Annotated in this window: 21 protein-coding genes; 5 read left to right on the top strand and 16 right to left on the bottom strand. The window is 50.2% G+C overall.

The features are described from left to right. Positions 1 to 3: 3 nt before the first annotated feature. Positions 4 to 1239, bottom strand: a complete 1236-nt coding sequence (locus AC3WQT_RS20445) for an efflux RND transporter periplasmic adaptor subunit (RefSeq protein ID WP_492706539.1) — start codon at positions 1237 to 1239, stop codon at positions 4 to 6. 213 nt (positions 1240 to 1452) lie between these two features. Between AC3WQT_RS20445 and AC3WQT_RS20440 the strand changes: the two genes are divergently transcribed. The 4 genes from AC3WQT_RS20440 to AC3WQT_RS20425 all read left to right on the top strand — a co-directional run bounded on the left by AC3WQT_RS20440 (position 1453) and on the right by AC3WQT_RS20425 (position 4611). Next, positions 1453 to 2055 carry a dienelactone hydrolase family protein gene (locus AC3WQT_RS20440; RefSeq protein ID WP_492706537.1) on the top strand — a complete coding sequence of 201 codons (603 nt, stop codon included), beginning with the start codon at positions 1453 to 1455 and terminating at the stop codon, positions 2053 to 2055. A 226-nt stretch (positions 2056 to 2281) separates the two neighbouring features. After that, positions 2282 to 3313 carry a Leu/Phe/Val dehydrogenase gene (locus tag AC3WQT_RS20435; RefSeq protein ID WP_492706535.1) on the top strand — a complete coding sequence of 344 codons (1032 nt, stop codon included), beginning with the start codon at positions 2282 to 2284 and terminating at the stop codon, positions 3311 to 3313. Positions 3314 to 3480: 167 nt separating this feature from the next. Then, a complete protein-coding gene (locus tag AC3WQT_RS20430; RefSeq protein WP_492706533.1) occupies positions 3481 to 3987 on the top strand; it encodes a DinB family protein in 507 nt (168 codons plus the stop codon). Between the two features lie 96 nt (positions 3988 to 4083). Further along, positions 4084 to 4611: a GNAT family N-acetyltransferase gene (locus AC3WQT_RS20425; protein WP_492706531.1), complete on the top strand. Its 528-nt coding sequence runs from the start codon at positions 4084 to 4086 to the stop codon at positions 4609 to 4611. A gap of 3 nt (positions 4612 to 4614) precedes the next feature. On the opposite strand, the gene AC3WQT_RS20420 is transcribed toward AC3WQT_RS20425, so the two are convergent. The 3 genes from AC3WQT_RS20420 to AC3WQT_RS20410 form a co-directional block, all read right to left on the bottom strand. Further along, positions 4615 to 6582 carry a sensor domain-containing diguanylate cyclase gene (locus AC3WQT_RS20420; RefSeq protein ID WP_492706529.1) on the bottom strand — a complete coding sequence of 656 codons (1968 nt, stop codon included), beginning with the start codon at positions 6580 to 6582 and terminating at the stop codon, positions 4615 to 4617. A gap of 251 nt (positions 6583 to 6833) precedes the next feature. Beyond that, on the bottom strand, positions 6834 to 7700 hold the full coding sequence (locus tag AC3WQT_RS20415; protein ID WP_492706527.1) for a polysaccharide deacetylase family protein: 867 nt from the start codon (positions 7698 to 7700) through the stop codon (positions 6834 to 6836). 99 nt (positions 7701 to 7799) lie between these two features. Then, entirely contained in the window at positions 7800 to 8348 is a 549-nt protein-coding gene (locus AC3WQT_RS20410; protein WP_492706525.1) for a hypothetical protein, read from the bottom strand. Between the two features lie 379 nt (positions 8349 to 8727). On the opposite strand from AC3WQT_RS20410, the gene AC3WQT_RS20405 reads away from it, so the two are divergent. Further along, positions 8728 to 9501: a VOC family protein gene (locus tag AC3WQT_RS20405; protein ID WP_492706523.1), complete on the top strand. Its 774-nt coding sequence runs from the start codon at positions 8728 to 8730 to the stop codon at positions 9499 to 9501. Here AC3WQT_RS20405 and AC3WQT_RS20400 read toward each other — a convergent pair. The 12 genes from AC3WQT_RS20400 to AC3WQT_RS20345 all read right to left on the bottom strand — a co-directional run bounded on the left by AC3WQT_RS20400 (position 9486) and on the right by AC3WQT_RS20345 (position 24298). Continuing rightward, positions 9486 to 10217, bottom strand: coding sequence for an Asp/Glu/hydantoin racemase (locus AC3WQT_RS20400; RefSeq protein WP_492706521.1), 732 nt, complete (start codon positions 10215 to 10217; stop codon positions 9486 to 9488). The genes AC3WQT_RS20405 and AC3WQT_RS20400 overlap by 16 nt on opposite strands. Before the next feature lie 26 nt (positions 10218 to 10243). Continuing rightward, entirely contained in the window at positions 10244 to 10726 is a 483-nt protein-coding gene (locus tag AC3WQT_RS20395; RefSeq protein ID WP_492706519.1) for an SRPBCC family protein, read from the bottom strand. Beyond that, on the bottom strand, positions 10716 to 11057 hold the full coding sequence (locus tag AC3WQT_RS20390; protein WP_492706517.1) for an ArsR/SmtB family transcription factor: 342 nt from the start codon (positions 11055 to 11057) through the stop codon (positions 10716 to 10718). The genes AC3WQT_RS20395 and AC3WQT_RS20390 overlap by 11 nt, the downstream gene beginning before the upstream one ends. Positions 11058 to 11109: 52 nt before the next feature. Further along, the gene (locus AC3WQT_RS20385) at positions 11110 to 11799 is read right to left on the bottom strand and encodes a hypothetical protein (protein ID WP_492706515.1); all 690 of its coding nucleotides are present in this window, start codon (positions 11797 to 11799) and stop codon (positions 11110 to 11112) included. A 392-nt stretch (positions 11800 to 12191) separates the two neighbouring features. After that, positions 12192 to 13574: a dicarboxylate/amino acid:cation symporter gene (locus AC3WQT_RS20380; RefSeq protein WP_492706513.1), complete on the bottom strand. Its 1383-nt coding sequence runs from the start codon at positions 13572 to 13574 to the stop codon at positions 12192 to 12194. Between the two features lie 130 nt (positions 13575 to 13704). Beyond that, positions 13705 to 14898 carry an acyltransferase family protein gene (locus AC3WQT_RS20375; RefSeq protein WP_492706511.1) on the bottom strand — a complete coding sequence of 398 codons (1194 nt, stop codon included), beginning with the start codon at positions 14896 to 14898 and terminating at the stop codon, positions 13705 to 13707. A gap of 85 nt (positions 14899 to 14983) precedes the next feature. Further along, positions 14984 to 15835: a hypothetical protein gene (locus AC3WQT_RS20370; protein WP_492706509.1), complete on the bottom strand. Its 852-nt coding sequence runs from the start codon at positions 15833 to 15835 to the stop codon at positions 14984 to 14986. Between the two features lie 719 nt (positions 15836 to 16554). Then, positions 16555 to 19617 carry an alpha/beta hydrolase family protein gene (locus AC3WQT_RS20365; RefSeq protein ID WP_492706507.1) on the bottom strand — a complete coding sequence of 1021 codons (3063 nt, stop codon included), beginning with the start codon at positions 19615 to 19617 and terminating at the stop codon, positions 16555 to 16557. A 116-nt stretch (positions 19618 to 19733) separates the two neighbouring features. Then, positions 19734 to 20489, bottom strand: a complete 756-nt coding sequence (locus AC3WQT_RS20360; protein ID WP_492706505.1) for a hypothetical protein — start codon at positions 20487 to 20489, stop codon at positions 19734 to 19736. 89 nt (positions 20490 to 20578) lie between these two features. Further along, positions 20579 to 21157 (bottom strand): 3'-5' exonuclease, encoded by a 579-nt coding sequence (locus AC3WQT_RS20355; RefSeq protein ID WP_492706503.1) that lies wholly within the window; start codon positions 21155 to 21157, stop codon positions 20579 to 20581. A gap of 386 nt (positions 21158 to 21543) precedes the next feature. Continuing rightward, the gene (locus AC3WQT_RS20350) at positions 21544 to 21810 is read right to left on the bottom strand and encodes a hypothetical protein (protein ID WP_492706501.1); all 267 of its coding nucleotides are present in this window, start codon (positions 21808 to 21810) and stop codon (positions 21544 to 21546) included. 4 nt (positions 21811 to 21814) lie between these two features. Further along, positions 21815 to 24298: a putative bifunctional diguanylate cyclase/phosphodiesterase gene (locus AC3WQT_RS20345; RefSeq protein ID WP_492706499.1), complete on the bottom strand. Its 2484-nt coding sequence runs from the start codon at positions 24296 to 24298 to the stop codon at positions 21815 to 21817. Positions 24299 to 24509: the final 211 nt, after the last annotated feature.

Genomic DNA, 24509 nt, shown 5'->3' with positions numbered 1-24509 from the left:
GATTTATTTCCCTTGTGGATTGGCAGTTGCCGGAGTTGAAGCCGATATTGAAGCTGAAGCCGAGGCGGCTGAAGCAGTCAGGTCGGCACCGGCTGAGGCTACCATTTTTACCTTTTGTCCATCCACGAGGGTGGAAACCGGATTACGTATCACCTTGTCGCCATCTGCCAGGCCACTACGTATTTCAAAATCACCACGACGCGGATCACGCTCACCAACGACAATACTGATTTTGTTGATGATGCCATCCTTGATGCGCCAGGCATAAGCCTTGTCGCCATCACGCAGCAAGGCTGTGCTCTTGATCATCAGGGTCTGGGTAGAACCTGTTTCTATGCGGCCTTCAGCATACAGGCCAGATACTCTTGGCGGTGTGGCATCTGCAAAGGCTACCAGCACTTCCACCTGTCTGGTGGTGGCGTTTGCTGCCATATCCACACGCTTCACCTTGCCTGCAAAAACCTGGTCACCATAGCCATTGACACGAAAACTGACGGTCTGGCCTATCTTGACATTGTTCACCTTGTCGGCCGACAGCAAGCCTTCAAAGCGCATGCTGGTGGGGTCAATAACCTTGACCAGTTCTTTGCCTATCTGTGCGGTGTCACCAGCTGAAACCTTGCGTTCACTGACTACACCATCAAAGGGGGCGCGCACTTCCGTGCGTTGCATTTGCTGACGCGCCTGCGCAGCACGTGCCTTGGCGGCCACCAGATCACTCTGGGCATTATTGCGGCGGATTTCCGCATCTTCCAGTTGCTGGGTAGAAGTCATGCCGGATGCGCGCAAAGTTTTCAGGCGCTGGAATTGTCGTTCGGCCTGCTCCAGTGACTGGGCTGATGCCCTGGCAGCTTCTTCTGCAGAATTGCGGCTGTCACGTATCGAGGTATCATCCAGACGCACCAGCAAATCACCACGTTTCACTGTCTCGCCATTTTCTTTCAATACTTGCAAGACCACCGTAGACAATTCTGAGCGCAGATCGGCCTTGCGTTCTGGCTGTATCGAACCGGTAATCACAGGGCCGGACGACAGTGCGCTATTTTGTATCACTTGCAAATCTTCCTGCGTCACCAGCAAGGGGCTGTCCGGTATCTTGGCACTGGCTGACTTTGAGCTTGCTGAACCTGCACTGGCACTGGCCTTGGCCTGGTCCGATTCCTTGCCATCCTTTCCTCCCTTGCTGCATGCCGTCAATGACAAGGCAAGGGAAAGAAAAATCAGACTGGGTCGCAACATGGTGGATCTCCGTATATTTATAATGAATGTTTCACTAAGAAGCTGATTTGTAACAAAAAGTTCCAATTCTTGCCAAGTATCCATGAGCATGCATGCTAGTGTCAATCATGCATTACCAGCTTGCAACATTAGCTAAATATAAGCGTGTTTCTTGCAATGTCAGCATAAGTCCGGTAGGCTCCCGCCTCCTGCGTATCTACCAAGCTGCTTATTGTGTCTGTTACTGTATTCACCCCTGCTTCACCACCTGTCTTATTAATCGTCACTGATGTTTTTGGCAATACGCCGGCAATCGCCAGTTTTGCCCGGCAATTTTCTGTGCCTTGCCTGATTGCATCGCCTTTTAGCGGTGAGAAAACACAATACCCGGCAGAAACCCTGGCTTACCATGCCTTTATTGCCGAGGGTGGAGTTGGCGCGTATGCAGAACACCTGTCCCAACTGATAGCTGCCAACCAGTCCAGCCTGCGTTACGCCATAGGCTTTAGCGCCGGTGCCAGCGCCTTGTGGCTCAATAGTGCCAATCCATTTATGTCCAGCCTGCAGCAAACCATATTGTTTTATGGTTCACGCATACGGGATTATCGCGATGTGCAGCCCGCCTGCCCTACTCGCCTGATATTTGCCGAACAGGAAGCGGCATTTGAACCGGCAGAATTGGTGGCCGATTTAAGGCAACGCAACCACGATGCAGAACTGGTCAAAGGCAGCAAACATGGGTTCATGAATCCCTATTCAGCCGGTTTTTGCCTGAAAACCCAGGAGCGCTTCATGAAAGAATTGCTTGATATGACGCAAATCAGTGTCGCAGCCTGAGTCTCTTACATACGCTTAACCAGAGGGCAAGATTGAGTTTCGCCCCCTCTTACCCTATACTTCGCACGCGTGACACAATCACCGCCTTGTGTTTTTGATTACACCAACCAGTGATCAGAGACTGTTTTACTTGCATAACAACACCACTTATTTAATCACTTTTTTGCGGCACTACTGCATTTGCCTGATCTGGCAGAACCTGGTTGTACCGCGCGGAGCCATAAGCATGACCGCTTTTGTATTTAATGAAATCAATTTCGACGACCACGAACAAGTCGTGTTCGCATCCGAAGCCAAATCCGGCTTGAAAGCCATTATCGCAGTCCATAACACCAATCTTGGCCCGGCCATGGGTGGCTGCCGCATGTGGAATTATGCAGATGAAGCTGAAGCTGTACGTGATGTATTGCGCCTCTCGCGCGGCATGACCTACAAGAACGCAGTTGCTGGCCTGCCTATCGGCGGCGGCAAGAGCGTCATCATCGGCAACCCAAAAACTGACAAGACCCCTGCCCTGTTTGAAGCCCTGGGTGAAGCCCTGGAGCGCCTCGGCGGCCGTTATGTCACGGCAGAAGACGTAGGCACCAGCCCGGCTGACATGGCCAATGTTGCCAGCAAAACCAAATACGTTGCCGGTCTGGGTGACCGTGGCGACCCATCCCCGTATACCGCACTGGGCTGCTTCGTGGGTGCCCAGGCAGCAGTCAAACACCATTTCAAACGCGACAGCTTTGATGGCCTGACCGTGGCCCTGCAAGGTCTGGGTCATGTAGGTTATGACTATGCACGCCAGTTGAAAGAAGCCGGCGCCAAACTCATCGTCACCGATATCGACCAGGCCGCACTGAAACGTGCGCAAGAAGAGTTGGGTGCAGAAGTCGTCGCCATCGATGCCATCTATGACGTACAAGCCGACATCTACGCACCATGCGCTCTGGGTGCGACCCTGAACCCGGACACCTTGTCACGCTTGAAAGCGAAGATCGTTGCAGGTGGCGCCAACAACCAGTTGGCGACGCCAGAGATGGGCGAACTCTGCCGTCAAAAAGGCATCCTGTATGCGCCTGACTTTGTCATCAATGCCGGTGGCATCATCAAGGTTTGTTACGAATACCTGAACACGCCAGAAGACGGCATGGTCGCCCATGTACGCCGTATCGGTGAAACCCTGGCAGAAGTATTTGCCCGCGCTGATGCAGAAGGCTTGCCAACCAGCGTTATCGCTGATCGCATCGCTGAAGCGAAATTCAAGAAATAATTTCCTCGCTGATGCAGGCTCAAAAGCCACCAGACTGATGTTCTGGTGGCTTTTTTGTTTTTCGCATTGTATCTGCCGTAATCGCAAACATCTGTATCTACTGGCGCAATATCAACAAGCATATTCTATCTGAGAGGCAGGTTTTCTTATCCAACCGGAGAATATGAATGACGATGTTATCGAATATACGCATGCTGACCCACTATAAATCCTGGGCAGACGACAAGATGTTTTCCATGCTGAGTGCCTTACCAGAAGAAGAGATATTGCGCCCTCGTCTGACACGCTTTGGCAACATGCTGCATACCCTGAATCACGTGTATGTCATCGACGATGTCTTTCGTGCCCATTTACTGGGTCAAAAACATGAATATCAAGACCGCAATACGGCCACCACACCGCCACTGACCGAACTGTGGAATGCATCAAAAAAAATGAATGAGTGGTACCGGAATTTCACACAAGACTTGAATGAAGATGATCTGGAAAGCGTCATTCATTTCAATTTCATCGGTGGTGGCGAGGGTGTCATGAGCTGCCAGGAAATGCTGCTGCACGTCGTCAATCACGCTACCTATCATCGCGGTTTTGTCGGTGACATGATGTACCAGGCCAAGGTCATGCCACAGTCTACTGATCTCACTGTGTTTATCAGGGATGTGCTGAGGGCTTGAAACTTTTTAGCAAATATCAGATCGTATGGCTATGTGCTTGAAACCTAATACTTTCAAGCTTACACTCAACACTTTCCCATAGCCACCCGACTGATCATGACCATACTCACTACTGCACGCCTGCGCCTTGAACCAATGAGCGACAGCCATTTTGATGGCCTGTTCCACATGAACAGCCAGCCGGAAGTCATGCAATACATTACCGGCAAACCAGATACACCGGAAGACACGCAGGCCATGATAGAGCGCGTCAAGGCACGCTGGATAGAGTATGGTTTTTCCTGGTGGAGTTTCATAGAACTCGATAGCAATGAAGTCATCGGTGCTGGCTGCATACAATATCTAGGACGCGACCCGGCCAATCCCCTGGAAACAGGCTGGCGTCTGCGCAAGGAGAGCTGGAACAAGGGTTATGCCTCAGAAGCCGCGCAAGCCATGGTTGCATTTGCGTTTGAAAACCTCAAGGCAGAATCCTTGTGCGCCGTCTGTCACCAGGACAATCATGGATCAGCCCATGTCATGAAAAAACTGGGTATGCAATATCGTGGCATAGAACGCTGGTACGACATGGATACTGCAGTCTATTCCATGGACAGGGCAGAATGGCTGGCAAACAAAACATAGTGCTTAATCTGCAGCGACGATAATACGGTTGCGACCGGCCTCCTTGGCGCGATACAAAGCCATGTCGCTGGATGATAGCGATACATCAGCGTCAATATCGCTTGCCTGCATGATGGCAATACCTATACTGACCGTCACCGGGATGATGTGACTATGTACATTAACTGGCGTATTCAGTAATTGTTTTTGCACGCGCTCAGCAAAAATGGTGGCATCGGCAATGCCCGTGCCTGCCAGCACCACGGCAAATTCTTCACCGCCCACGCGGCCGGCATAATCGCTCTTGCGCAATTCATCATGCAGGATATGGGCAAAATGCCTGAGTACCAGATCACCAACAGCATGGCCATAGCTGTCATTGATCAGCTTGAAATTATCCAGGTCACACATGAGGACTGCGGCTGATTTGCTGGCACCGCGCTGTACGCGTGCCAGTTCTTCTTCCATACGGCCCATGAAGCTGCGGCGATTCGGAATTTGCGTTAAAAAATCGATGGTCGCCAGTTCCTGCAACTCCTGCTCTATGCGTTTGTGTTCGGTGACATCAGTAATAAAGCCGTGCCACAGTGTAGATCCATCTGGCAAGCGGCGCGGTCTGGCATCCATCTGACGCCAGCGTATGCCTTGCTGCGGCAGGTTGACGCGGTATTCCAGATGCAGGTATTCCAATCTGCTGGCTGATTTCAGGACGGCATTGCGATAAGCAGGAAAATCATCAGGGTGTATGCGCGCATGTACCAGTGCCACCCCTTCATGCATCTGTGCCGGATTTAATTCATAAATATCGTGTACACCTTCGCTGAGGTAGGTAAAGCTTTCTTCACCATTGGCATGCATGCAGTACTGATAGGCCAGACCGGGCACCTCATTGGTCAGGCAAGTCACCAGATCAACACTTTCCTGCAGGCGTTGTGACAAGGTGCGCATGGCAGTGATGTCAGTAGTAGTGCCTATCATACGCAAGGGGCTGCCATCTTCCGCACGACTGACGACCTTGCCACGGCTGGATATCCATTTATAACTGCCATCCTTGCAACGCACTCTGTGTTCAACCACATATTGTTCAGTCTGCCCTTCGAAATGTGCTTTCATGGTGGCTTGCACATAGGGCAGGTCTTCAGGATGGAGTCTGGTATAACTTTCTTCTATGCGGTTCGAGATTTCTGCATCGGTATAGCCGAGTATTGCTTTCCAGCCCGGCGAGTAATGAATTTGCCCGGCTGGCACATCCCTGTCCCAGATACCAGTGCCACTGCCTTCTATCGCCAATACCATACGCTGCATGCTAGCCTGGCTTTGCCGTACCAATACTTGTGCCTGCTGGATTTTTTGCTGATCATGTTCGTGTTGTACGAGAGTGGCGATCAGGCTGACAAGCTCATGCAGGACTTGCCCTTCAGGCTTGTTAATGGAGGATCTATCCCTTGCAAAAAAGAGCAAGCCACCGAGCAAAGTATGCTCATGATTAAAAAAAGGCAGGCCATCAACCAGGCACAGTCCACGAGCTTGCGCTGCTTCTTGCAAATCCTTGATACACCTGCCCTGATGCGGGCTCTCAAATTGCGCAGTATCAGCACTTGCAGGTTGAAAATTTTCGGCCATGAATGGCATGGCATGCACGACAGCGATGCAAGGTTCAGGTAAATCTGATGCAATCGATACACTGGTTTCAGCCCCAGACTCAGCACCACGCAAGACTACGATAGCTGTCAGCAACCCTGCATAGTGAATCCCCAGGCTGGCAACTAGCAGATGCAAGCTCTCATCAAGTGCAGCCTTGCGGGCAATACCATTCATGCATAGCCGGTGCAAGCTCAGCAAATGCTGATAGTCATCATTGCTCTTATGCGAAGTATCCAGACTCATATCTACCCGGTATTCGTGGTCAGAGATTGCTTGCACATGTTCAGCATGCAGAAAACCGGCATCGACATGATGTGAGCGACAATACTCAGGGAGCAACAAACTCACCCGATTCGATCATATACCAAAGGGAGTATGCTTGAAGGCGAGCAACAATTTTTAATACAAATACTGAATACAAAACAAGACAACATTCATCAGCACGAGTAAAGCAAAGAGATTTCGATTCACCTTATTGGTGCATGAACACAACTATTTTGTCCTGCCATTGCCTGTATTCACGCTGATGATTGTCAATATTGCCTTGAAAATGGATGTTGAGCGCCACAATGCTTGTCTCTGACTGGTTTTGCCAGAAATTACAAACCCTGTTGTTTCAATTGCTCAATCTCAAAATCACCGTCATCAACCAGACGCTCCCATCCCTTAAATTTGCCCAATCCCAAAGTTCTGGCCATGGACAGTAACAGGCTTTGTCCCGCTGCTGCCCGTTCTGGCATCAACTGATAAACAGGATCACTGAAAGCTAGAGCTGGTGTAGTAAACTTCCAGCCCATATCCTTGAACTGGGCGATAACGTCATCAAGCCACAAAGCATTGATCAAATTGTGATGCATGAGCATGACTTGCGGAATATCGCGTCCCTGCAATTGCGAGGACAAGGCGCGATAAGCTTCGGCACGCTGACGTACATGAGCCATGTAAGCACGCTTGATGGCGCTCACATCTGCTTGTGGATTTTTGCCTAGTACGTCTACCAGTTTCTCATTCAGGCGCCAGTCGCTGGTATCCAGGCTGACATAGGCATTACGGTAATTTTGCTGTTTCAGGAAATTACGCATGCCATCACGCTTTTCTGGCGTATTACCTTCCCGCAGATAGGTATAGCGATACCATTTCTGGTAACCAGGCAAAGTGCTGATGATCTGGTCACAATCCAGGATTTCTTGCTGATATTGCGCCAGGCTGACTTTATCACTGTGCAAATCAGGGTGGCTCATGCTGTGGTTGCCGACAGCGTGGCCGGCATCCCCCCAGGCTTTAGCCAGTGCATAACCGGCAGGCTGTTTTGCGGCATAGTCCGCCGTTACAAACAAAGCTGCTGATACGCCATGTTTAGCCAAGGCATTCAGCATGGCTTGATTGCGCTGTTCAGGGCTTAGCCTAGGTGTCTGTTCCAGATTGGGGCCATCGTCAATGGTGATAGCTACTGTTTGCGCGTCCACATTTACTGCAAGCGAAATGAATGTAATTAAAAATACAGAGTTCGCTGCAAGAGCTAAATTTTTGAAAAATTTCAATTTGAATTCGTTTTCTGAATTAATTTAATCGACGACGTAGCCAGCAGATTTTGCTGATGTGCCAGTAGTAGCGTCGGCACCATCGGCAGCATTGATGAGCATGAACTGCTGACCATTCCATTGATAAGATTCGGCTTGTTCACCTGGTGTTGCAGATATTGCCAGCAGAGATTTTTTATTCCCGGCTACATCATAAGTCCATTCAAAAGCCCCTGCCACCAGGGTTTGCAGCAACTTGTATTCGCTTTGTACCATGCCATAAACCTGCAACTCCTCATATGCGGCACCCTGCTGTATCTTGAGTACGAATACAGGTTTTCCTGCCAGGGTAAATTCAGTATGTAGCTGCAGGCGTGGATTATAGCTATCGGCAAACTGCTTTTGCGACACCACCCGCCAGGCTTGCTTTTCTTTTTTCAGTATGCTGACTGTGCTGATTGTGCTTGATATTCCTGCTTTGTTTTTAATACCTGGCAGGCTTGCCGGTTTACCCGACCAACTGACGACCTTCCAGTCATCTTGTATGCTGAGCATGCTGTAATTTTCAAAGTCACTCAGGCTAGTCTTGCTCACTACAGGGATTGCATCTTGTTGCGAAGGCGCACTGGCTGCAGATCTATTACCTGGCTGACAGGCGGTCAGCATCACAAGAATGAAGAGAGAAAACAGCGTCTTTTTATATGGCATGAATGAATAATTTCAGGAGATTTTTCTTTCGATGCCAGTATAAATTGCAGACGGGCAACAAAATGATATGCGATAGCATAACATTAAGTTTTAACGAGCGTATGAAGTGCATATATTCCATACAGATTCTCATTTCATTTCTGGTGCAGCGGCTTATAATTCTGAGGCTGCACTGTTATATCTAAGTTCATTACTGCGCTACGTTCATTACTGCGGTTACATCAAATGAATTCATACCGAAATAAAAATCGAAGGAGATATCAGCATGAGTATCGTTAGCTCACACGCACCTGGTGCCTTTTGTTGGGTAGAACTCGCCACCAATGATCAAAATGCCGCCAAGGCATTTTATGGTGAACTGTTCGGCTGGAGCGCCCAGGACAATGAGATGGGGCCAGGAAGTTACTACACCATTTTCCAGCTCAAGGGAAATGATGCCGCAGCAGCATACACTCTGGATTCTGAGCAGCAGGCTGGCGTACCGCCACACTGGACGATTTATGTGTCTACCAAGGATGCAGATGCGACTGCAAAGCACAGCACAGAACTGGGTGGCGAAGTCATTGTCCCGGCGTTTGACGTGTTTGACCTGGGTCGCATGGCTGTATTAAAAGACCCTACAGGTGCATTCCATAATATCTGGCAGCCAGGCAAAAATATTGGCGTTGGTATACATAACGAGCCGGGTGCATTTTGCTGGGGACAACTCAATACCAGTGATACGGCAAAAGCAGAGGCGTATTACAAGGCCTTGTTTGGCTGGGGTGCAAAAACAGGTAGCGATGGTGGCATGACTTATACGGAATGGCAGCACAATGGCACGCCTATTGGTGGCATGATGGACTTGCCTGACGGTGCCATGGCACCCTCGCACTGGCTGGCGTATTTCAGTGTTGCAGATTGCGATGCTACGGCTGCCAAGGCGCAGGCCCTGGGTGCGGCTACTTATGTGCCACCTAGCGATATTCCAAATACTGGTCGCTTTGCTGTCATGGCTGATCCTCAAGGTGCAGTGTTTGCGATTTACCAGGAAAATTGAGTATTAGTTGAGTAATTGCCGCTCCCGGCTTGCGTAAGGATAATGCTCTGGTTTTTCAGCAGTAAATTGATGGCATGTGTTACTCCAAGCCTGGGGCTGGATAAGACTTCCTTGCCCATATCATTCAAACCTCTCGTCGCTGCTGCCATTGATGCCTGTGCCAATACCACGACATCAATGTCAGCAGTTTTCTCATGCAATGCAGCTCTGACAGAATTAGTGATGGCTTGCAAATAAGCCTGACTATCCCCTTGCAAAAAATACGCCCAGGCATGGTCCAGCAAGAGCTTACTGATCACTACCGGTTTACCTGAGGCGCTGGCCGATTCCATCAACAATTCAGTGGTGGGAGCCAGCGTGCTTTCCAGTGCCGCGACCAACAATATACGTGGTCCTGATGCAACTGCGCGGTCTGCCATGGCACGATCTATTCTTGCTGTCCGCAAACCTGATCGTCCATTCATGCGCTCAGCAATCCCACCTATGCTGGAACAAGTGCATACCACCATGGACGCGCCACTGGCGGCCGCCTCTTGCATCGCTGCCTCTACGCTGTTGATAACGACAGGATCAGCGGCTCCAAATTGCTGTGCCACCGTAAGCAGACTTTCATCAACATGATGATGTACTTTAAGCTCTGGTGCCAATTCCAGCATCAGCGCATCAAAGCCCGCCACATGTACAGATGAAGTGTGTAAAAAAGCGAGTTGTAGCATGCCGTCTGCGTCCTCTTTTTACTCTGTCAATTGAGTTTTTTCATATGGGCGACCAATTGGTCGAGAGCAGTACCCCAGCCTTGGTGGAATCCCATTTCCATATGTTTTTGCTTGTCTTCCGCATTCTTATGCAGGACGACGGCTTTATATCTTGTACCCGTTTCATGCGCTTCAAATGTAATGATGGCGGTCATGAAGGAGTTGCCGGTAGGACGAAAACCTGGCCCAAGGGCATCGGTAAACACCAGCTTCTTGCCGGGTATGACTTCGAGATAACAACCGGCGTTGTCATGATCGACACCTTCAGGCGAACGCATGACAGTGCGGAAGATGCCACCCGCTTTCAGGTCAATTTCACAGTCCACGGTTTTCCAGGGTGCGGGCGTAAACCATTCAAGCAAATGAGCGGGCGTAGTCCATGCAGCCCACACCAGGGATGGCGGGATATCGACTATACGTTCCAGCACCAGATCGAACTTACCCTCTTCCGTCGTGACATCAGACATCATGGTTCTCCTTTATTTTGTTTAAATATGCATCAAGTTGATTAAAGCGTTTTTCCCAATCACTGCGCTGCGACGCCAGCCATTGCTCAGCTTCTTTTAAGGCCTCTGGTGCTAATTGGTAAGTCCTTACCCTGCCTTTTTTTTCTGATATCACCAGACCTGAATGCTCAAGTACCCGCAAATGCTGGGTAAACGAAGGCAAGGCCATGTCAAATTCTAGCGCCAATTCGCTGACTGCTGCGGGCCCTTTGCATAAGCGTGCCAAGACTGCACGACGGGTCGTGTCGCCGAGGGCAGAAAATAAATGGTCGAGTTGGATTTGCTGAATTGACATGCGAATAATATAGCGCAAACCAATACTTAGGTAAATACCTTTGTATTAAAATTTATTGCGCAATTTTTTCTTCTGGCCGCATATTCTTCAATTTCTGATCAAAAATCTCTTGCAGATACTGGTAACGGGGGGAAAGATATAAATATACAGGCTTGAAAAACAAATCTTGCAGGTTATAGCTACCTGGTGCTGGCTGATTCTCTTCAAGCATTTTCAGCGCGAGTGACTTGGTCATGATGCAGGCATCACCCAGCTTTCTCAACACCATATAGGCACAATCGTATTCCGAACTGACCGCAATCAGATGATCCAGCTCCTTGTGTGCCGCGATGGCTGCATTACCACGCACATAAAATACTTTATACCTGTTCAGATCGCCCAGAGACTTCACGATAATATTCTTGTCATGGGTCAGCACACTGAAACTCAGATAACCCAAAGCTGTAGGGACACGGCTCGATGTTGGTGCCAGATGTTGAAATTCTTCAAAGCGCGGCAATTCGCCTGCTGTTTCACTAACCTGCAACATCCTCACCGCACGTCCGGGCGGATAGGCTGTCAGGCTGCAGTTCAGGCCGCTTTGCCTGCACAGTTTTTCCAACAGAATTTTACTGTCTACGAAAGCCTCAGCGGCTTCGCTAAGAGAAGAAGAAAAGCGCAATACCTCACGCTGTACGGGCTGTTCACGAGCACTGACATCTGCACAGACGCCAAAGAAAAACAGTAATAGAAATGCACGCACGCCTGCAAACTTTCAAATCAGGGCAGGCACTTCGTCTTGATGAGCAAGGAGCGCAATAAGAACAGGAGACGGAGATTGTGGAACCTTCCCAACTCCAGTATTTAACAATTCCCGCAGACTTACAAGCAGGACTTGCGATAGTGTTGCAGGGCAGGTTCAGACTGATAATTTTTACATTGAATCTTGTGGCTCTGACATATCAATCCATTATTGTTTGATGAAAATGCTCAACAGTCGTAACCATACTCAAACAACCCAATTTTGACACCAGACAAGGCCTCAAGAGTTGCTGCCATGGCTTGTAACCGGGCCACGGCAGCATCGAAGATAGTCATGCGCACCATTGAAATAAGCTCTTGCAATAAAAAGCATCAACATGATTGCTCAGTATGTTAATGTGCCACGGGTTCAGCTTCCAGTGCTTCTGCAGTACGCTCAGCATTGTAAAGTTCCAGATTCAGCAAACCCAAGCGCTTGGCGACTATCGTTGGCACCAGTGCCTGACCAGCGACGTTAACCGCAGTGCGGCCCATATCAATGATGGGTTCTACGGCTAGCAACAGACCCACGCCTTCCAGCGGCAAGCCAACCGTGGACAAGGTCAGCGTCAGCATGACGGTCGCGCCAGTCGTGCCAGCGGTCGCAGTTGAACCCAGCACAGAAACCAGGGCGATCAAAGCCAGTTGAGTCACATCCAGATGCAGGCCATAAAATTGTGCAATAAAGATAGCCGAGATGGCCGGGTAAATCGAGGCGCAACCATCCATCTTGGTGGTTGCGCCCAAGGGCACGGCAAAGGCCGCATATTCACGCGGCACACCCAGATAACGCTCAGTGACCCGTTCTGTCAAAGGCATGGTACCCATCGATGAGCGTGACACAAACCCCAGTTGCACGGCTGGCCAGACGCCGCTGAAATACTGACGCACTGACAAGCCATGCAACTTGACCAGCAAGGGATAAACCACGAACAAAACCAACAGCAAACCCACATAGACTGAGGCACTGAAACTGGCGAGCGAACCCAGCGCGTCCCAGCCATAACTAGCTACCGCATCCCCCAGCAGGGCCAGTGTCCCTATCGGTGCCAGGCGTATGATCCACCACAATATTTTTTGCACCACTGCACCGACAGCATCAGTAAAACGTAGCAATGGCTCAGCACGTTCACCAACTTTGAGTGCAGCCACGCCAACAGCAATAGAAATCACCAGCAATTGCAATACATTAAAACCAAGCTGGGTACTGGCGACTGCTTTCTCCCCCACCAGCTTGACTGAGCTGCTGGCTGTCATACCCAGGATATTTCCCGGTAACAGTTGATTCAGGAAAGCCCACCAGGAACCTGTCCTTGATGGTGCGCTCGCCTTGGCAGCGTCAACGACCGCACCTGCACTTGGGTTAGCCAACAAGCCTATCGTCAAACCAATGGCAACTGCGATAAAAGCAGTAATCGCAAACCAGATCAGGGTTTGTGTCGCCAGCTGTGCTGCATTTTGCAAACGGCGCAGATTGGCTATACTGCTGACCACCGCAGTCAATATCAGGGGCGGGATCATGAGTTTCAACAAGCCCACATAGGCATTGCCGATTGCACCAAGCGCGACCTGCAGCCAGTTGGCCTCGCTACCTTGTGTACCCATGTTGCGCGCTATCAAACCCACCACTACGCCGGCCAACAGACCCACGACTATCTGCGGCCCGAAAGACTTCCACCAGCGCGCACCATGCCCGCTGGGCAAAGGTGCAAGTACCTTGTTACCTGAAGTTTGCATATCCATTATCCCTACGCTTATGACTGTATTAAAGGTGCCTGCTATCATGCACCAAAGCCAGTGCTAATTGCAAATACTGGAACTGATTGCAGTTATACGTATAGGGTATAAGAAGAAATATGTCCACGTCTTAGTAAGTCACTCCCTGGCTGACAGAGCCAGAATCAGCCGGTAATTTTTGCACACCGCCATTCAGGAAGCGCTCTACAAAACCGTGGCGCACGAGCAGGTGGTAACTCAGCAGGCAAAACAGGCTTGTGAACAGGATATTGCAGATCAGCCTCCCGATTGCACCAAGCGGGCTGTGATATAGCAAAACACCAAACCCTACCGTCCCCAGCATGTGCACCAAATAAACCCAGTAAGAGCTGTCTGCCAGATATGACAGCAAGCGATTCTGGCTGGGCAGGTAACGCAGGAATAAACCTATCAGGGCAAAGCTCCAGAGCCAGCTGACGCTATTGTACAAATACGCCATTACTGCCTGCATGCCAAGGCTGGCTGACTCTGCGTTAGCGCCAATATTGACCAGCGCCAAAAACAGGATGAATGCAGGCAAGCCAGCACCAAGATACCACCAGCATTTGCGCTCAAAGCGGGGAAGCAAATCTGCCTGAAAGCGATACAGGAAAATCCCGCAGGTAAAAAACATGCCGCTATGGATGAATTCGGCGGGGTGCAGCATGAAAGAACCAAGTGGTGTCACCATGCCATTACGGTAGATGCTCCCAACAGCCGCCAAAGGCAGAACCAACAAAAGTACACCCCACCAGTTGTTGCACAGCATTTTCCAGGTTTTGGCAAAACCATCCTGAAGCGCCGATGGAATAAATGCGATCCAACGCAGCAGCAAGGCATACACCAGGCAATACAGGAAGAGGTAATAGATGAACCACAAATGCAGCAGCGATACCCGAGGTCGGCCAGGTATTTGTGGAATAAGGTCAAAGTCCAGACCCATCGTGCCAAAAGCATTCAGATGCGCATACACTGCCACCAGCAAACTCATTGAGACAAGCAGTAAAGGCCAGAACACCATGAAGGGCCAGACCAGCTTGCGCACGCGCTGGTGCAGCATGGCAGTCGTTCCACGCTTGGCGACCAGCATGGCAACGAAAAAGCCGGCCAGGATGAAAAACACAGGCATGCGGAAAGCATGGATGAAGACGATGAGTAAATCTGCCAGCAAACTGGTCTGGTTATCGCGCCAGGGCGTAGGTGCAGGATTGACCATATAGTTGACAGACACATGCACGACTATGCCCAGCCACATCATGATGGCTCTGAGATTATCGAGGGAATGCAGGCGTTGATGAGTAGTCATGTGGGATTATTTAAGGTTTTGGAGAAGCGACTCTTTCTTATGCCCGCTTATGTCCTGCTTTTATGTACTGCTTTTTATGTACCGCTTATAAGCGATAAATCCAGTCGCTTTCATTGGTCCGGGCATCGTTCACCAATTGTTGCGGACTGCGTCCCGACACATCCTTGCAATCCCGGATCAAGTGAGATTGATCTGCATAACCCATTGCGCTGGCATGCTCGGTCCAATTCGGCGTGTGCCCCTGCTCCAGATCAAGCAAGACCTGGCTATGACTGCGCGTGGCGCGCCATAATCTGGACAAGCCCAACAAGGGCAAGCCAGCTTCCTTCCTGGCCCGCCTCTGTGCCTGGCGGGCACCAACCCCAAGCAAACTGCAACTCAGGCGCAAACTCAGGTTTTGCCCCATCTTGCGCAAACGTGACCAGGGACTGGCGAGCAGGGAGCTGCTGTTTTGCGCGACATAGGTTTCAATCAATTGACGCCGCTCTGCGTGGGAATCAGCCGAGGCAACAGCTTGCAGCAGTGTCAGGCTTTGTGGATTCAATACATCGCTGGCATCGACGAAGTGATCTTGCACGGTTTCCAGATCGAGGCCAAACAGGACATGAAAAGCATCTGAATAAAACACTGCCATAAAACTATGCCTGTCACCCAGATTCATGGATACTCCATACTGACTCTGACAACCGGCCATAAATACCTGCGGCAAGCGTTGATCCTTGCTGACATTTCCCTGCTGCACCAGACAGACCTCGCCTTCCAGCATCCAGGTAATAGAACAGAACGGCGTGGCAGGATAGCGATTCAACAGATCCTGCCCGTCCAGATGGCAACCACGAGTATCGCGCACGATATACATCAGCACATGCTCAGCCGCCTGACCACTGGCTGGCCAGATATGCGTTTGTGCTTTTGGAGTCTTGTCGGTCTTGGGCATGTAGTGGATGCTACCTGCTTCGATGATGGATGTATTGTACGTTTACGACATTTTTAAAGTTTTATGAGAGCAAGTGTTTGATTTGCTTGCCCATTGTTAGCAATTTGCTCATATCATCTGGATTGCTGCGGAGGGGGTAATGTTGCTTTTGCTGTTGGATTTGACTTTGGGGTTGTTTTTGAAGTTAGCAGTTCCCATGTGTAGCCGCCATTTGTGCAGTACAGAAATGGATTAAGAAGAACCGCTGTTTGAGGTGTAGCAGGGGTTTCGGGCGACCCGCGTAGGGCAGCATGCTGCCCGCCTGCATAACGACATGCGCTTGCAAGCGCATGTTCCTAAAGCAAGGCCGCAGGCGAGTTTCGGATCTTCCCATTTTTTGTACTGCACAAATGGGCACCCCGTAGGGGATGTTGGCAGGGTTTCGCAAAGCATGCTTTGCGCTGCCAACATCTAAGCCGCTTGCAAGCGGCGCAGTGGAGTGCTACGCCTGGGTCGCCTTTCTTTGAATTCTTTCTTTGGCGACACACAGAAAGAATTTCGGCTGCCGGGCCGAGACCCGGCTTGTATCCACGAAGGGCAATCGTTTTAATCAAAGCACGGCAATGCAACAAACGCCACTGGGCTCCAGCCTGCGCTGGAGCGACGAATTTAAGATTGCCGTGTATCTTATGATTGAAGTGCTGGCAGCTAGCGAGGAGCCGCAAGCGGCTCCCCAAAAATCACTCAGCCTTTGCCGCAGCAGGCTTGAACTGCCCCATCACATCCCTCTTGCCCCGTTCCAGATAAGGCACAGGCTTGTCCATCCATTCAGGACGTGGACTACCCAGCAAATAATGATCAAAGAACTCGGCCATATGCACGGTATAAAACTTCATATTGTCGCGCTCTTTGAGACCATGTTTTTCACCGTTGAAATTGAACCAGTAGGCTTCCTTGCCCAACTGGCGCAAAGCGGTGAAAAATTCTATGGCCTGATACCATGGCACTGCATCATCATCATCGTTATGGATGGTCAGATAAGGCGTCTGCACTTTGTCTACATAGAATATGGGTGAATTTTCTATATACTCGGCCGTCTTGTTCCACGGCGCACCACCGATACGGCTTTGCTGTTTTTCATACTGGAAGGCGCGGCTCATGCCTGTGCCCCAGCGTATGCCACCGTAACCACTGATCATGTTCGCCATCGATGCGCCAGCTTCAACAGCACGGAACATGTTGGTTTGCGTAATCAGGTAATTAATCTGGTAAGCACCCCAGCTATGCCCCTGTATGCCTACGCGTTTGGGATCGACATAGCCTTGCGCCAGTACTTTTTGTACTGCTGGCACGACAGTGTTATAGGCACTCTTGCCCGGATGTCCAGTCTTATACACGATGTCCGGGCGCAGCACGACATAACCATTACTCAGGTAACGGGTGACATTGATGTTCTGGCTAGGTGCAGGTGGGACATATTTATGCAAACTTTCCGACATGTTTTCATAGATGTAGACCATCATCGGATATTTTTTTGCCGGATCAAAATTCTCAGGCTTGGCCAGCAAGGCCTTGAGCTTCTTGCCATCGAGACTGGTGTATTCAATCATTTCCTGCTTGCCCCAGTTGAATTGGGCTTGCTGTGGATTGGCATTGCTGATTTTTTGCGGGTTTTGCAAAGCCAGGTTGCTGGTCCACAAGTCCGGGAATTCCGTAAAACTTTGCTGCGTAAATAATACCGTATCTGCCTTCTTGGCCTTGATCAGGCCAGCGAACATTTTATCGCCATGTATCAGTTTGACTGGTTCGCCAGATTTTGGGTTTTGCTGGTAATAACCGGTAGAGCGATTACCTTCATTAGTGGCGGCCAGTATCCATGAATCTGTCGGCAAAGCCTTGGCTTCGGCGACGGGTGAGGGTTCATCAGCAGGCGGTTTTTTCTCCATATCGACAGGAACATAACGCAGTTCCAGATTGTGCTTGCGACCATAGCCTGCTGTCACGTTGCGGCTGGTTTGAGTCTGCGGATTGACTTCCCACAAGTCAAACTGATCATACAAGACTACGCTGGCATCGTCCTCAGTCCAGCCGGCAAAACCATAGGCATCCTTGACTTCAGGTGTATCGCGTTTTGCGTCTTCAAAACGTGTCTTGATTTTTCCTGTCAGGTTGATCTTGCTGCCATCTGCAGTTGACCAGCAATACCATACGCTGCTATTGGCATCAAAGGCCAGCACATATTTACCACCTGGCGACAGGCTGGGTACATAACGCAATTTTTGCACCAGCAAGCGAGCCTGGCCAGTCTGCAAATCTACTGCATAGGCATCGTGATACAGCGCATCCCATGATTGCTGCATTTTGTAAGGCACATCACTGGCCCCCATGGCAAAACGCGCATTATCATTGATCAATACATTTGGGATATTCTTGTTGGCAAGCTGGACGAAGCGTTGCTCAGCGATATGGAAAACCGCTTTATAGCTACGCTGTTTTTCTTTCTCTGCCCTGACTTTTTGCATGGATTGCAGCTCAGGATCTTTCCAGTGCCAGAGATCAACCTTGAAGGGTTCTGGCGCATCCTTGGCGTCAGCCTTGGCCATTTCTGCGGTCCCAAAGAACAGGCGCTGGCCATCTTTGCTAAAGCTCAGGCTGGCATGCTCACTGGGCAGCCAGCCTGCTGGCAAACCTGCCGTATCAGCTGTGACAATGGCTTTGGCTTCGCTATCACCGGCGCGCCAGTAATACAGATTGTATGCAGTAATTTCTTTTTCAGCTTTGTCAGTTTTGTCTGTATCAGCACTTTTCTTGCCAGACTTATCTGCTTCGGCGTGTTTTTTTGCCAGGTCATCACGGTTGCTGACGAAGGCAAGTTGACGGCCAGCTTCATCAAAATTCATGTGCTTGTAACTGCCTGCACCTGCCATGATTGCACGTGGTGTCAGGTCTTGCGGGCTGATAAGGTAAACACCTTCACGCGCGCCGTCTTTTTGTGCATCTTTGGTGATGACATTGAAAGCCAGCAATTCGCCATTTTTTGACCAGGTAAAATCAGCGACGTCCTTGAAGCTGCTGCGTTTGGTATTCGCCACGTCGATTAACAGAAATTCTGTACCCGTGTCTTTTTTCTTTGCTGCGGCATTGGCCGTAGCAGCCTGCTGATCATCATCGTCCTTGGCGGCAGGTTCAGCGTCTTTCTTCGCATCTTTCTTTGCGTCCTTGGGCGCATCGAACAAGACTGCCAGGAAGTTGCCACCCTCTTCTGGCCAGGCAAAACGCTTTACCCTGTCCAGGTTTTCAATTTTACCCGTCGCCAGATTCATGATGCCCAAACCAGATTTGGGCAAATCATCACCCTTCTTCTTGTCCTTCTTGGCCTTGTCCAGTTCTACTCTGGTTGGCGCAATCGCAAAAGCCAGGTAACGTCCATCCGCACTGAATGCCGGTGTAGTGCCGCGTGGCGCACGAAATTCGCGGCCATCTTTCAAATTCCTGACGACGACTTCGCCGTCCGACTCTTGCCCCACCAATGCATAGGCTGCCCAGTTGCCATCACGGCTCAAGACATTGCCTTGTATGCTGCGCCAGTTTGCATAGACATCATGACTGATGACTTTCTTTGCATTTATCGCGACAGCGGCAGAGCCTTCTGCCAGCACCGGGGCGGCGTGGATAGCAGGAACATAGGCGGCATAAGCCAGACATACCAGCAAAGCAGTGGCGGCTAAGTCAGGCAGCTTACGCAATTTGTAGTGACCGGAAGATGAAACAGAAGAAGGAGGAAAATAAGGCGTGCTAAACACTGGAATTACCTTTCTTGTAGACTAGCTTTACATCACTACATTGTAATGTCAAACCCAAATAAATCGACAAAACAATTATGCATTATCGGTGTTGCGTTGCAGCAAGTTCAGGCTTATCAAGATTGCACTTGCAGGGTTTTGACCACGCGCATCTCACCTTTTTCACCGGCACCTGAGCCACTGCTCTTACTTTCTTTTCTGGTAACAACCAACCGGTCGCCGCTCACTCCATACACCAGCTCTTCCTCATTTTTCGTTTCAAAGCTGATGACAACAAAAGCGCGTCCGGAGATAGCCTGATGCATACGGCTGGCCAGCGGGATGCCATCCGGGCCTATCCATACATCCAGACTGCCTTCGAATTTCTTGACGTATTTACGATCTTTTTCGCTGAGCTTTTCAATAGAAATCTCGAAACTCAGCAAGCGCGCGGACTTGCCATTGTAAGTAGCATCGGCTTTTTCATTTTTGAGTATGGCCTTTTCCAAGACGCGCGACAGATTACCGACAGCAGAAACCATGGGACGCAATTCTGATGAATTGACTTCCTTGATGGCGGCAATGGTGGGAGTTTTGGCTTTGGGATCTTTTTCCTTGGCGCGCTCTTCAGTTTCGAGACGCGTCAATAAATCCTTGCTATACAAAAGCTGCAAGCCACGGGGGCTGTCATCAAGACTGATACTGGCCTGGCCATTTTGCTCATCAGCTTCCTTGCCGTCACCCTGGCGGCTCCAGGTTTTGGCTTCGACTACAGCTTTCACCGGTGTTTGCCCTGGCAGACGTGCCAGGGCGGCTTTTAAGTCTGCCAGTCCATCGGCCTGCGCTGCCTCGTTAAACAGAGAAAAAAAAGCCCCTGCGAGGATTAACAACATTTTCTTTTTTGCCAGCATACATCCCCTATCAACTCGGCTATCGTGAGCCATCTGACATTGGGGACGCCTTAAAGTTCAGCCTTGCTGCATCACTGCTTAAGTGCCAGCCACTTCCTGTAGACCAGCAAGGCCACTTGCGCATCATTGGCGGCATACATGATTTGCCTGTCATTCAGGGCTGGGGCGGCCCAGTTGGAAGTAGAGGTTTTTTTGGATTTTTGCAATTGCATGCCAAAGAATTTGGCGACCGCTGCTTTCGCCCCCATGTCGCGCTGCTTGCTTTCGCGCATGGCACGCGCCAGGTCAAGCACGTGCTGTGGCAAGATGCCAAGCTTGATTTTCAGACGCTTCATGTCATCGCTGAGTCCAAAGCCAACCTTGAGTATGTCTTTCGACTCCAGCAGGGCTTTCACGGCATCGGTGTTTTGTGCCTTGAGCGTGGGGAAAAGATAAGCCTTGCTATCGGTAGCCAGTTGTATCAGATGCGGGCCATCGGATTGCTGGCCTTTGAAAAATACCGGCTTGGATTCTGTATCAAAACCCAAAATATCAGCTGCCAGCATCTCTGCATAGGCTTGCTCTGCGTCTGCGGGCGTCTGTACCAGCAGTATGTCTTTTTCCTGGATACCAGGATAAGGGGGGAGGGAAACTTCCTGATCTTCTATCATGACAGCATGATAAGTGAAATATCATGGATATGTCAGGTGATGGTTTGCTACCATGGCTTGTGAAAGTATAAAAATAGTGGAGATAAGCCACAAACAAGCCACAAACAACATCTCAACCCCATAAAAATATATTTTTAATATCATTTCAAGCCGGGAATTTCTTTACGCGCATTTGCATCAGCAACACAATCATGCATTTCGCAAATACCCTGAGCCTGGGTAATGACTGCCAGTGGTGAGATAAATATGAAAACACGGTCGCTGCAGCAATTGCAGCAATTGCAACTCCCAACAGCTTAGTGGTAGCCCGCTAGAATGATCTCTCAACGGCATTGTTGCCTGGCAAATACGCATGACGCCATAAGAAGCTTGATGCGAGATTTGACTCAGCTATCACCATTAGCATTCACAGGCTTGCCCACCTGCCCTGTTTTGAGAGGGTCAACACGCCGTCTGCGTGGCCTGCCACTGGGCAGAGGTTCTATGATCAGGGCTTGACCATCGGGAAGGGAAATCGCCAGTTTTTCCTGCCCATCGTGCTTAAAATGATAGACAGTCGCCGCGCCGACGGCTGCAGATTTCTCCAGTGTTGCTGCCATCAGCAATTCCGGGATTTCGCTCACCTTGCCTGTACGCCAGATCAGCTTATTCATGAGTTTATTCATTGATATGCTCGCGATAGCGGATGGCAAAACCTGCGGCGTCCATGGGTCGGCCAAAATAATAGCCCTGTACCTGGCTGCAACCCATTTTGCGCAAGAGTTCAGCCTGTTCTTTCTTTTCCACCCCTTCGGCAACCACACTCAGGCTTAGACTCAGTGCCATGGCAATGATGGCGCTGGCAATTGCTGCATCATCAGGATTTTCATGGATGTCATTGATGAAGGATTTATCTATCTTCAGTTCATCAATAGGGAAGCGCCGCAAGTAAGAAAGGCTGGAATAACCAGTACCAAAATCATCCAGCGAAATCGACAAACCCAGGTTTTTCAAGGCGCGCAATGCGACCAGCGTACTGTTGACATCCTGCATGACCATGCTCTCAGTCAGCTCCAGCGTGACATTGGACGGATCAGCGCCCGTCTCGGCAAAAATCGCAGCGACGCGCTCAGACAAATCTTCTTGCCGGAACTGGCGTGGTGACATATTAACGGCAATTTTCAAATCAGCCAGACCAGATTTTTTCCAGTTGACTTGCTGACGGCACGCTTCAGCCAAAACCCACTCTCCCAGAGGCAGGATGAGCCCTGTCTCTTCTGCCAGCGGAATGAATTCTATGGGGTGTATCAAGCCTATCTGCGGGTGATGCCAGCGCACCAGCGCTTCTGCGCCGACGATATGGCCAGTAGCCAGTTCTATCTTGGGCTGGTAGTGCAGAGTGAGTTCATGTCTTTCCAGCGCACGACGCAATGCGCCCTCCATATTGAGGCGGCTGATGGCAGTAACACCCATTTCGGGAATAAACTGACGCACGCTATTGCGCCCATGCTCCTTGACGCGGTACATGGCGATGTCGGCATAGCGCAGCAAAATCTCGCCATGATCACCATCACGCGGATATAGCGAAATACCTATGCTGGCCGTGACAAATACATCATGCCCATTGATTTCAAACGGACGCGCCAGTGCGGCAAGGATTTTTTCAGCGACGATATCTACATCACCAGTCTCAGGCAAATCAGTCAGGATGATGACGAACTCGTCACCGCCCAAACGCGCCACCGTATCGGTTTCGCGCACACAATGGCTGAGCCGGTTAGCGACCTGCTTCAACATTTCATCCCCGGCACCATGGCCGGATGCATCATTGATGAGCTTGAAATGGTCAAGATCAAGCAGCATCAAGCCCACCGACAAGTCCTGGCGCTTGGCCCAGGCGATGGCCTGGGTGATGCGATCATTCAGCAAATTGCGGTTGGCCAGACCGGTCAGGCTGTCATGAGTAGCCTGGTATTCCAGTTCTTTCTGGTAATTGACTCGCTCACTGACATCATTGATGACGCTGACAAAATGCGTGGTGGCGGCACCCGTCGCATCCTTGACGGGTGAGATATGCAGCTCATTCCAGAATTGCGTACCGTCCTTGCGGTAATTGCGCAACAGCGCACACCCGGCTCTTTTTTCCCGCAATGCCGTGCGTATCTCTTCGAGATCTGGTTGCGCCAGATCTTCTCTTACCAGGAAACGCCCTTCCCGACCGATGACTTCTTGCGCCGCATAGCCAGTAATGCGCTCAAAAGCCGGATTCACATAAACGATGGAATGATCACTGTCATCACTGCGGGTAATCATGATGCCATTACTGCTTGATACCAAAGCTTGTTCACGCAAGAGCAAGGCCTGCTCGACTTCCTTCAACTGGAATTTGCTATCGGTAATGTCTTGTTTGACAGCGACCAGATGGGTGATATGCCCGTCAGCATCGCACAGCGGGCTGACCATCTGCCTTTCCCAGTAGGCAGTGCCGTCCTTGCGGTGGCTGAGTACATCACCCTGCCAGTGTTCACCGACCTTGAGCGCCTTGATGATGCGCATGACTTTTTCATCAGCAGGGTCACCAGAATTCCAGAATACATGCTTGCCCAGCACCTCGTTCAATGCATAGCCAGAAATACGGCAAAAGCTGTCATTGCCATATTCGAGCTCACCATCAGCATTGGTAATGACTACTGCAAACGGGCTTTGCTGCACCGAGAGCGCCAGCATCTCCATGTTGTCTTGCAGATCATGGTGCTCATGCGTGCTGCTGAGGGCATGGATGGCTTGCGCAAGTTCATTGGCAAAGCGGCTCAATATGTTGTATGCATCACCATTTTCACTGAGATCAAAGTCAGCACCAACACGCAATTGCGCCAGCACATCACCATAACGCTGCAAAGGCAGGACCAGGTATTTTGTCTCTTTTCCAGCCTGCCTGTCGGCGCGAAAACGGTAAATTTCTGACTTGTCACCCAAGTCCAGTTCCACTTCGGCACACAGATAGCCAGCACGCTGTACCAGGATGCGACAGAAGCCACGCAACATCTCAGGCAATTCTGGCGTGTACCACAAGCAATGGGAAAGTTCCCCCAACAAGAGATACCACTCTTCCAGCCGGTGTGACTCGGCATCCAGGGTAAGATCAGGATCGACGATAGCCATTGCTCTGCGGTCTCCGGTTAAACTCGCTATTTTTATTGGCAGGTGGATTTTTATACCGCGTAGCCACATGAATTGCAACAAAAACCGCCCGAGCAAAGCTGCCTACTTATGCTGCAATTGCGTCACGCAATACAAAACAAATATTTGCAAAATAATAAGCATCCTCATATTTTCCTTCTGTTTTTCTCTGTGGTGCAGTAAGGAACTCGAA

It is taken from the genome of Undibacterium sp. FW305-107 (assembly GCF_058788535.1).
This window is presented reverse-complemented; position numbering and strand designations above follow the sequence as displayed.

What these genes read in the sequence shown, in the direction of transcription:
- AC3WQT_RS20370 (WP_492706509.1), bottom strand. Translation starts at nt 15,835, where the DNA reads ATGCCCAAGACCGACAAGACTCCAAAAGCACAAACGCATATCTGGCCA.
- AC3WQT_RS20405 (WP_492706523.1), top strand. Translation starts at nt 8,728, where the DNA reads ATGAGTATCGTTAGCTCACACGCACCTGGTGCCTTTTGTTGGGTAGAA.
- AC3WQT_RS20435 (WP_492706535.1), top strand. Translation starts at nt 2,282, where the DNA reads ATGACCGCTTTTGTATTTAATGAAATCAATTTCGACGACCACGAACAA.
- AC3WQT_RS20400 (WP_492706521.1), bottom strand. Translation starts at nt 10,217, where the DNA reads ATGCTACAACTCGCTTTTTTACACACTTCATCTGTACATGTGGCGGGC.
- AC3WQT_RS20430 (WP_492706533.1), top strand. Translation starts at nt 3,481, where the DNA reads ATGACGATGTTATCGAATATACGCATGCTGACCCACTATAAATCCTGG.
- AC3WQT_RS20375 (WP_492706511.1), bottom strand. Translation starts at nt 14,898, where the DNA reads ATGACTACTCATCAACGCCTGCATTCCCTCGATAATCTCAGAGCCATC.
- AC3WQT_RS20425 (WP_492706531.1), top strand. Translation starts at nt 4,084, where the DNA reads ATGACCATACTCACTACTGCACGCCTGCGCCTTGAACCAATGAGCGAC.
- AC3WQT_RS20350 (WP_492706501.1), bottom strand. Translation starts at nt 21,810, where the DNA reads ATGAATAAGCTGATCTGGCGTACAGGCAAGGTGAGCGAAATCCCGGAA.
- AC3WQT_RS20380 (WP_492706513.1), bottom strand. Translation starts at nt 13,574, where the DNA reads ATGCAAACTTCAGGTAACAAGGTACTTGCACCTTTGCCCAGCGGGCAT.
- AC3WQT_RS20445 (WP_492706539.1), bottom strand. Translation starts at nt 1,239, where the DNA reads ATGTTGCGACCCAGTCTGATTTTTCTTTCCCTTGCCTTGTCATTGACG.
- AC3WQT_RS20355 (WP_492706503.1), bottom strand. Translation starts at nt 21,157, where the DNA reads ATGATAGAAGATCAGGAAGTTTCCCTCCCCCCTTATCCTGGTATCCAG.
- AC3WQT_RS20390 (WP_492706517.1), bottom strand. Translation starts at nt 11,057, where the DNA reads ATGTCAATTCAGCAAATCCAACTCGACCATTTATTTTCTGCCCTCGGC.
- AC3WQT_RS20345 (WP_492706499.1), bottom strand. Translation starts at nt 24,298, where the DNA reads ATGGCTATCGTCGATCCTGATCTTACCCTGGATGCCGAGTCACACCGG.
- AC3WQT_RS20360 (WP_492706505.1), bottom strand. Translation starts at nt 20,489, where the DNA reads ATGTTGTTAATCCTCGCAGGGGCTTTTTTTTCTCTGTTTAACGAGGCA.
- AC3WQT_RS20395 (WP_492706519.1), bottom strand. Translation starts at nt 10,726, where the DNA reads ATGATGTCTGATGTCACGACGGAAGAGGGTAAGTTCGATCTGGTGCTG.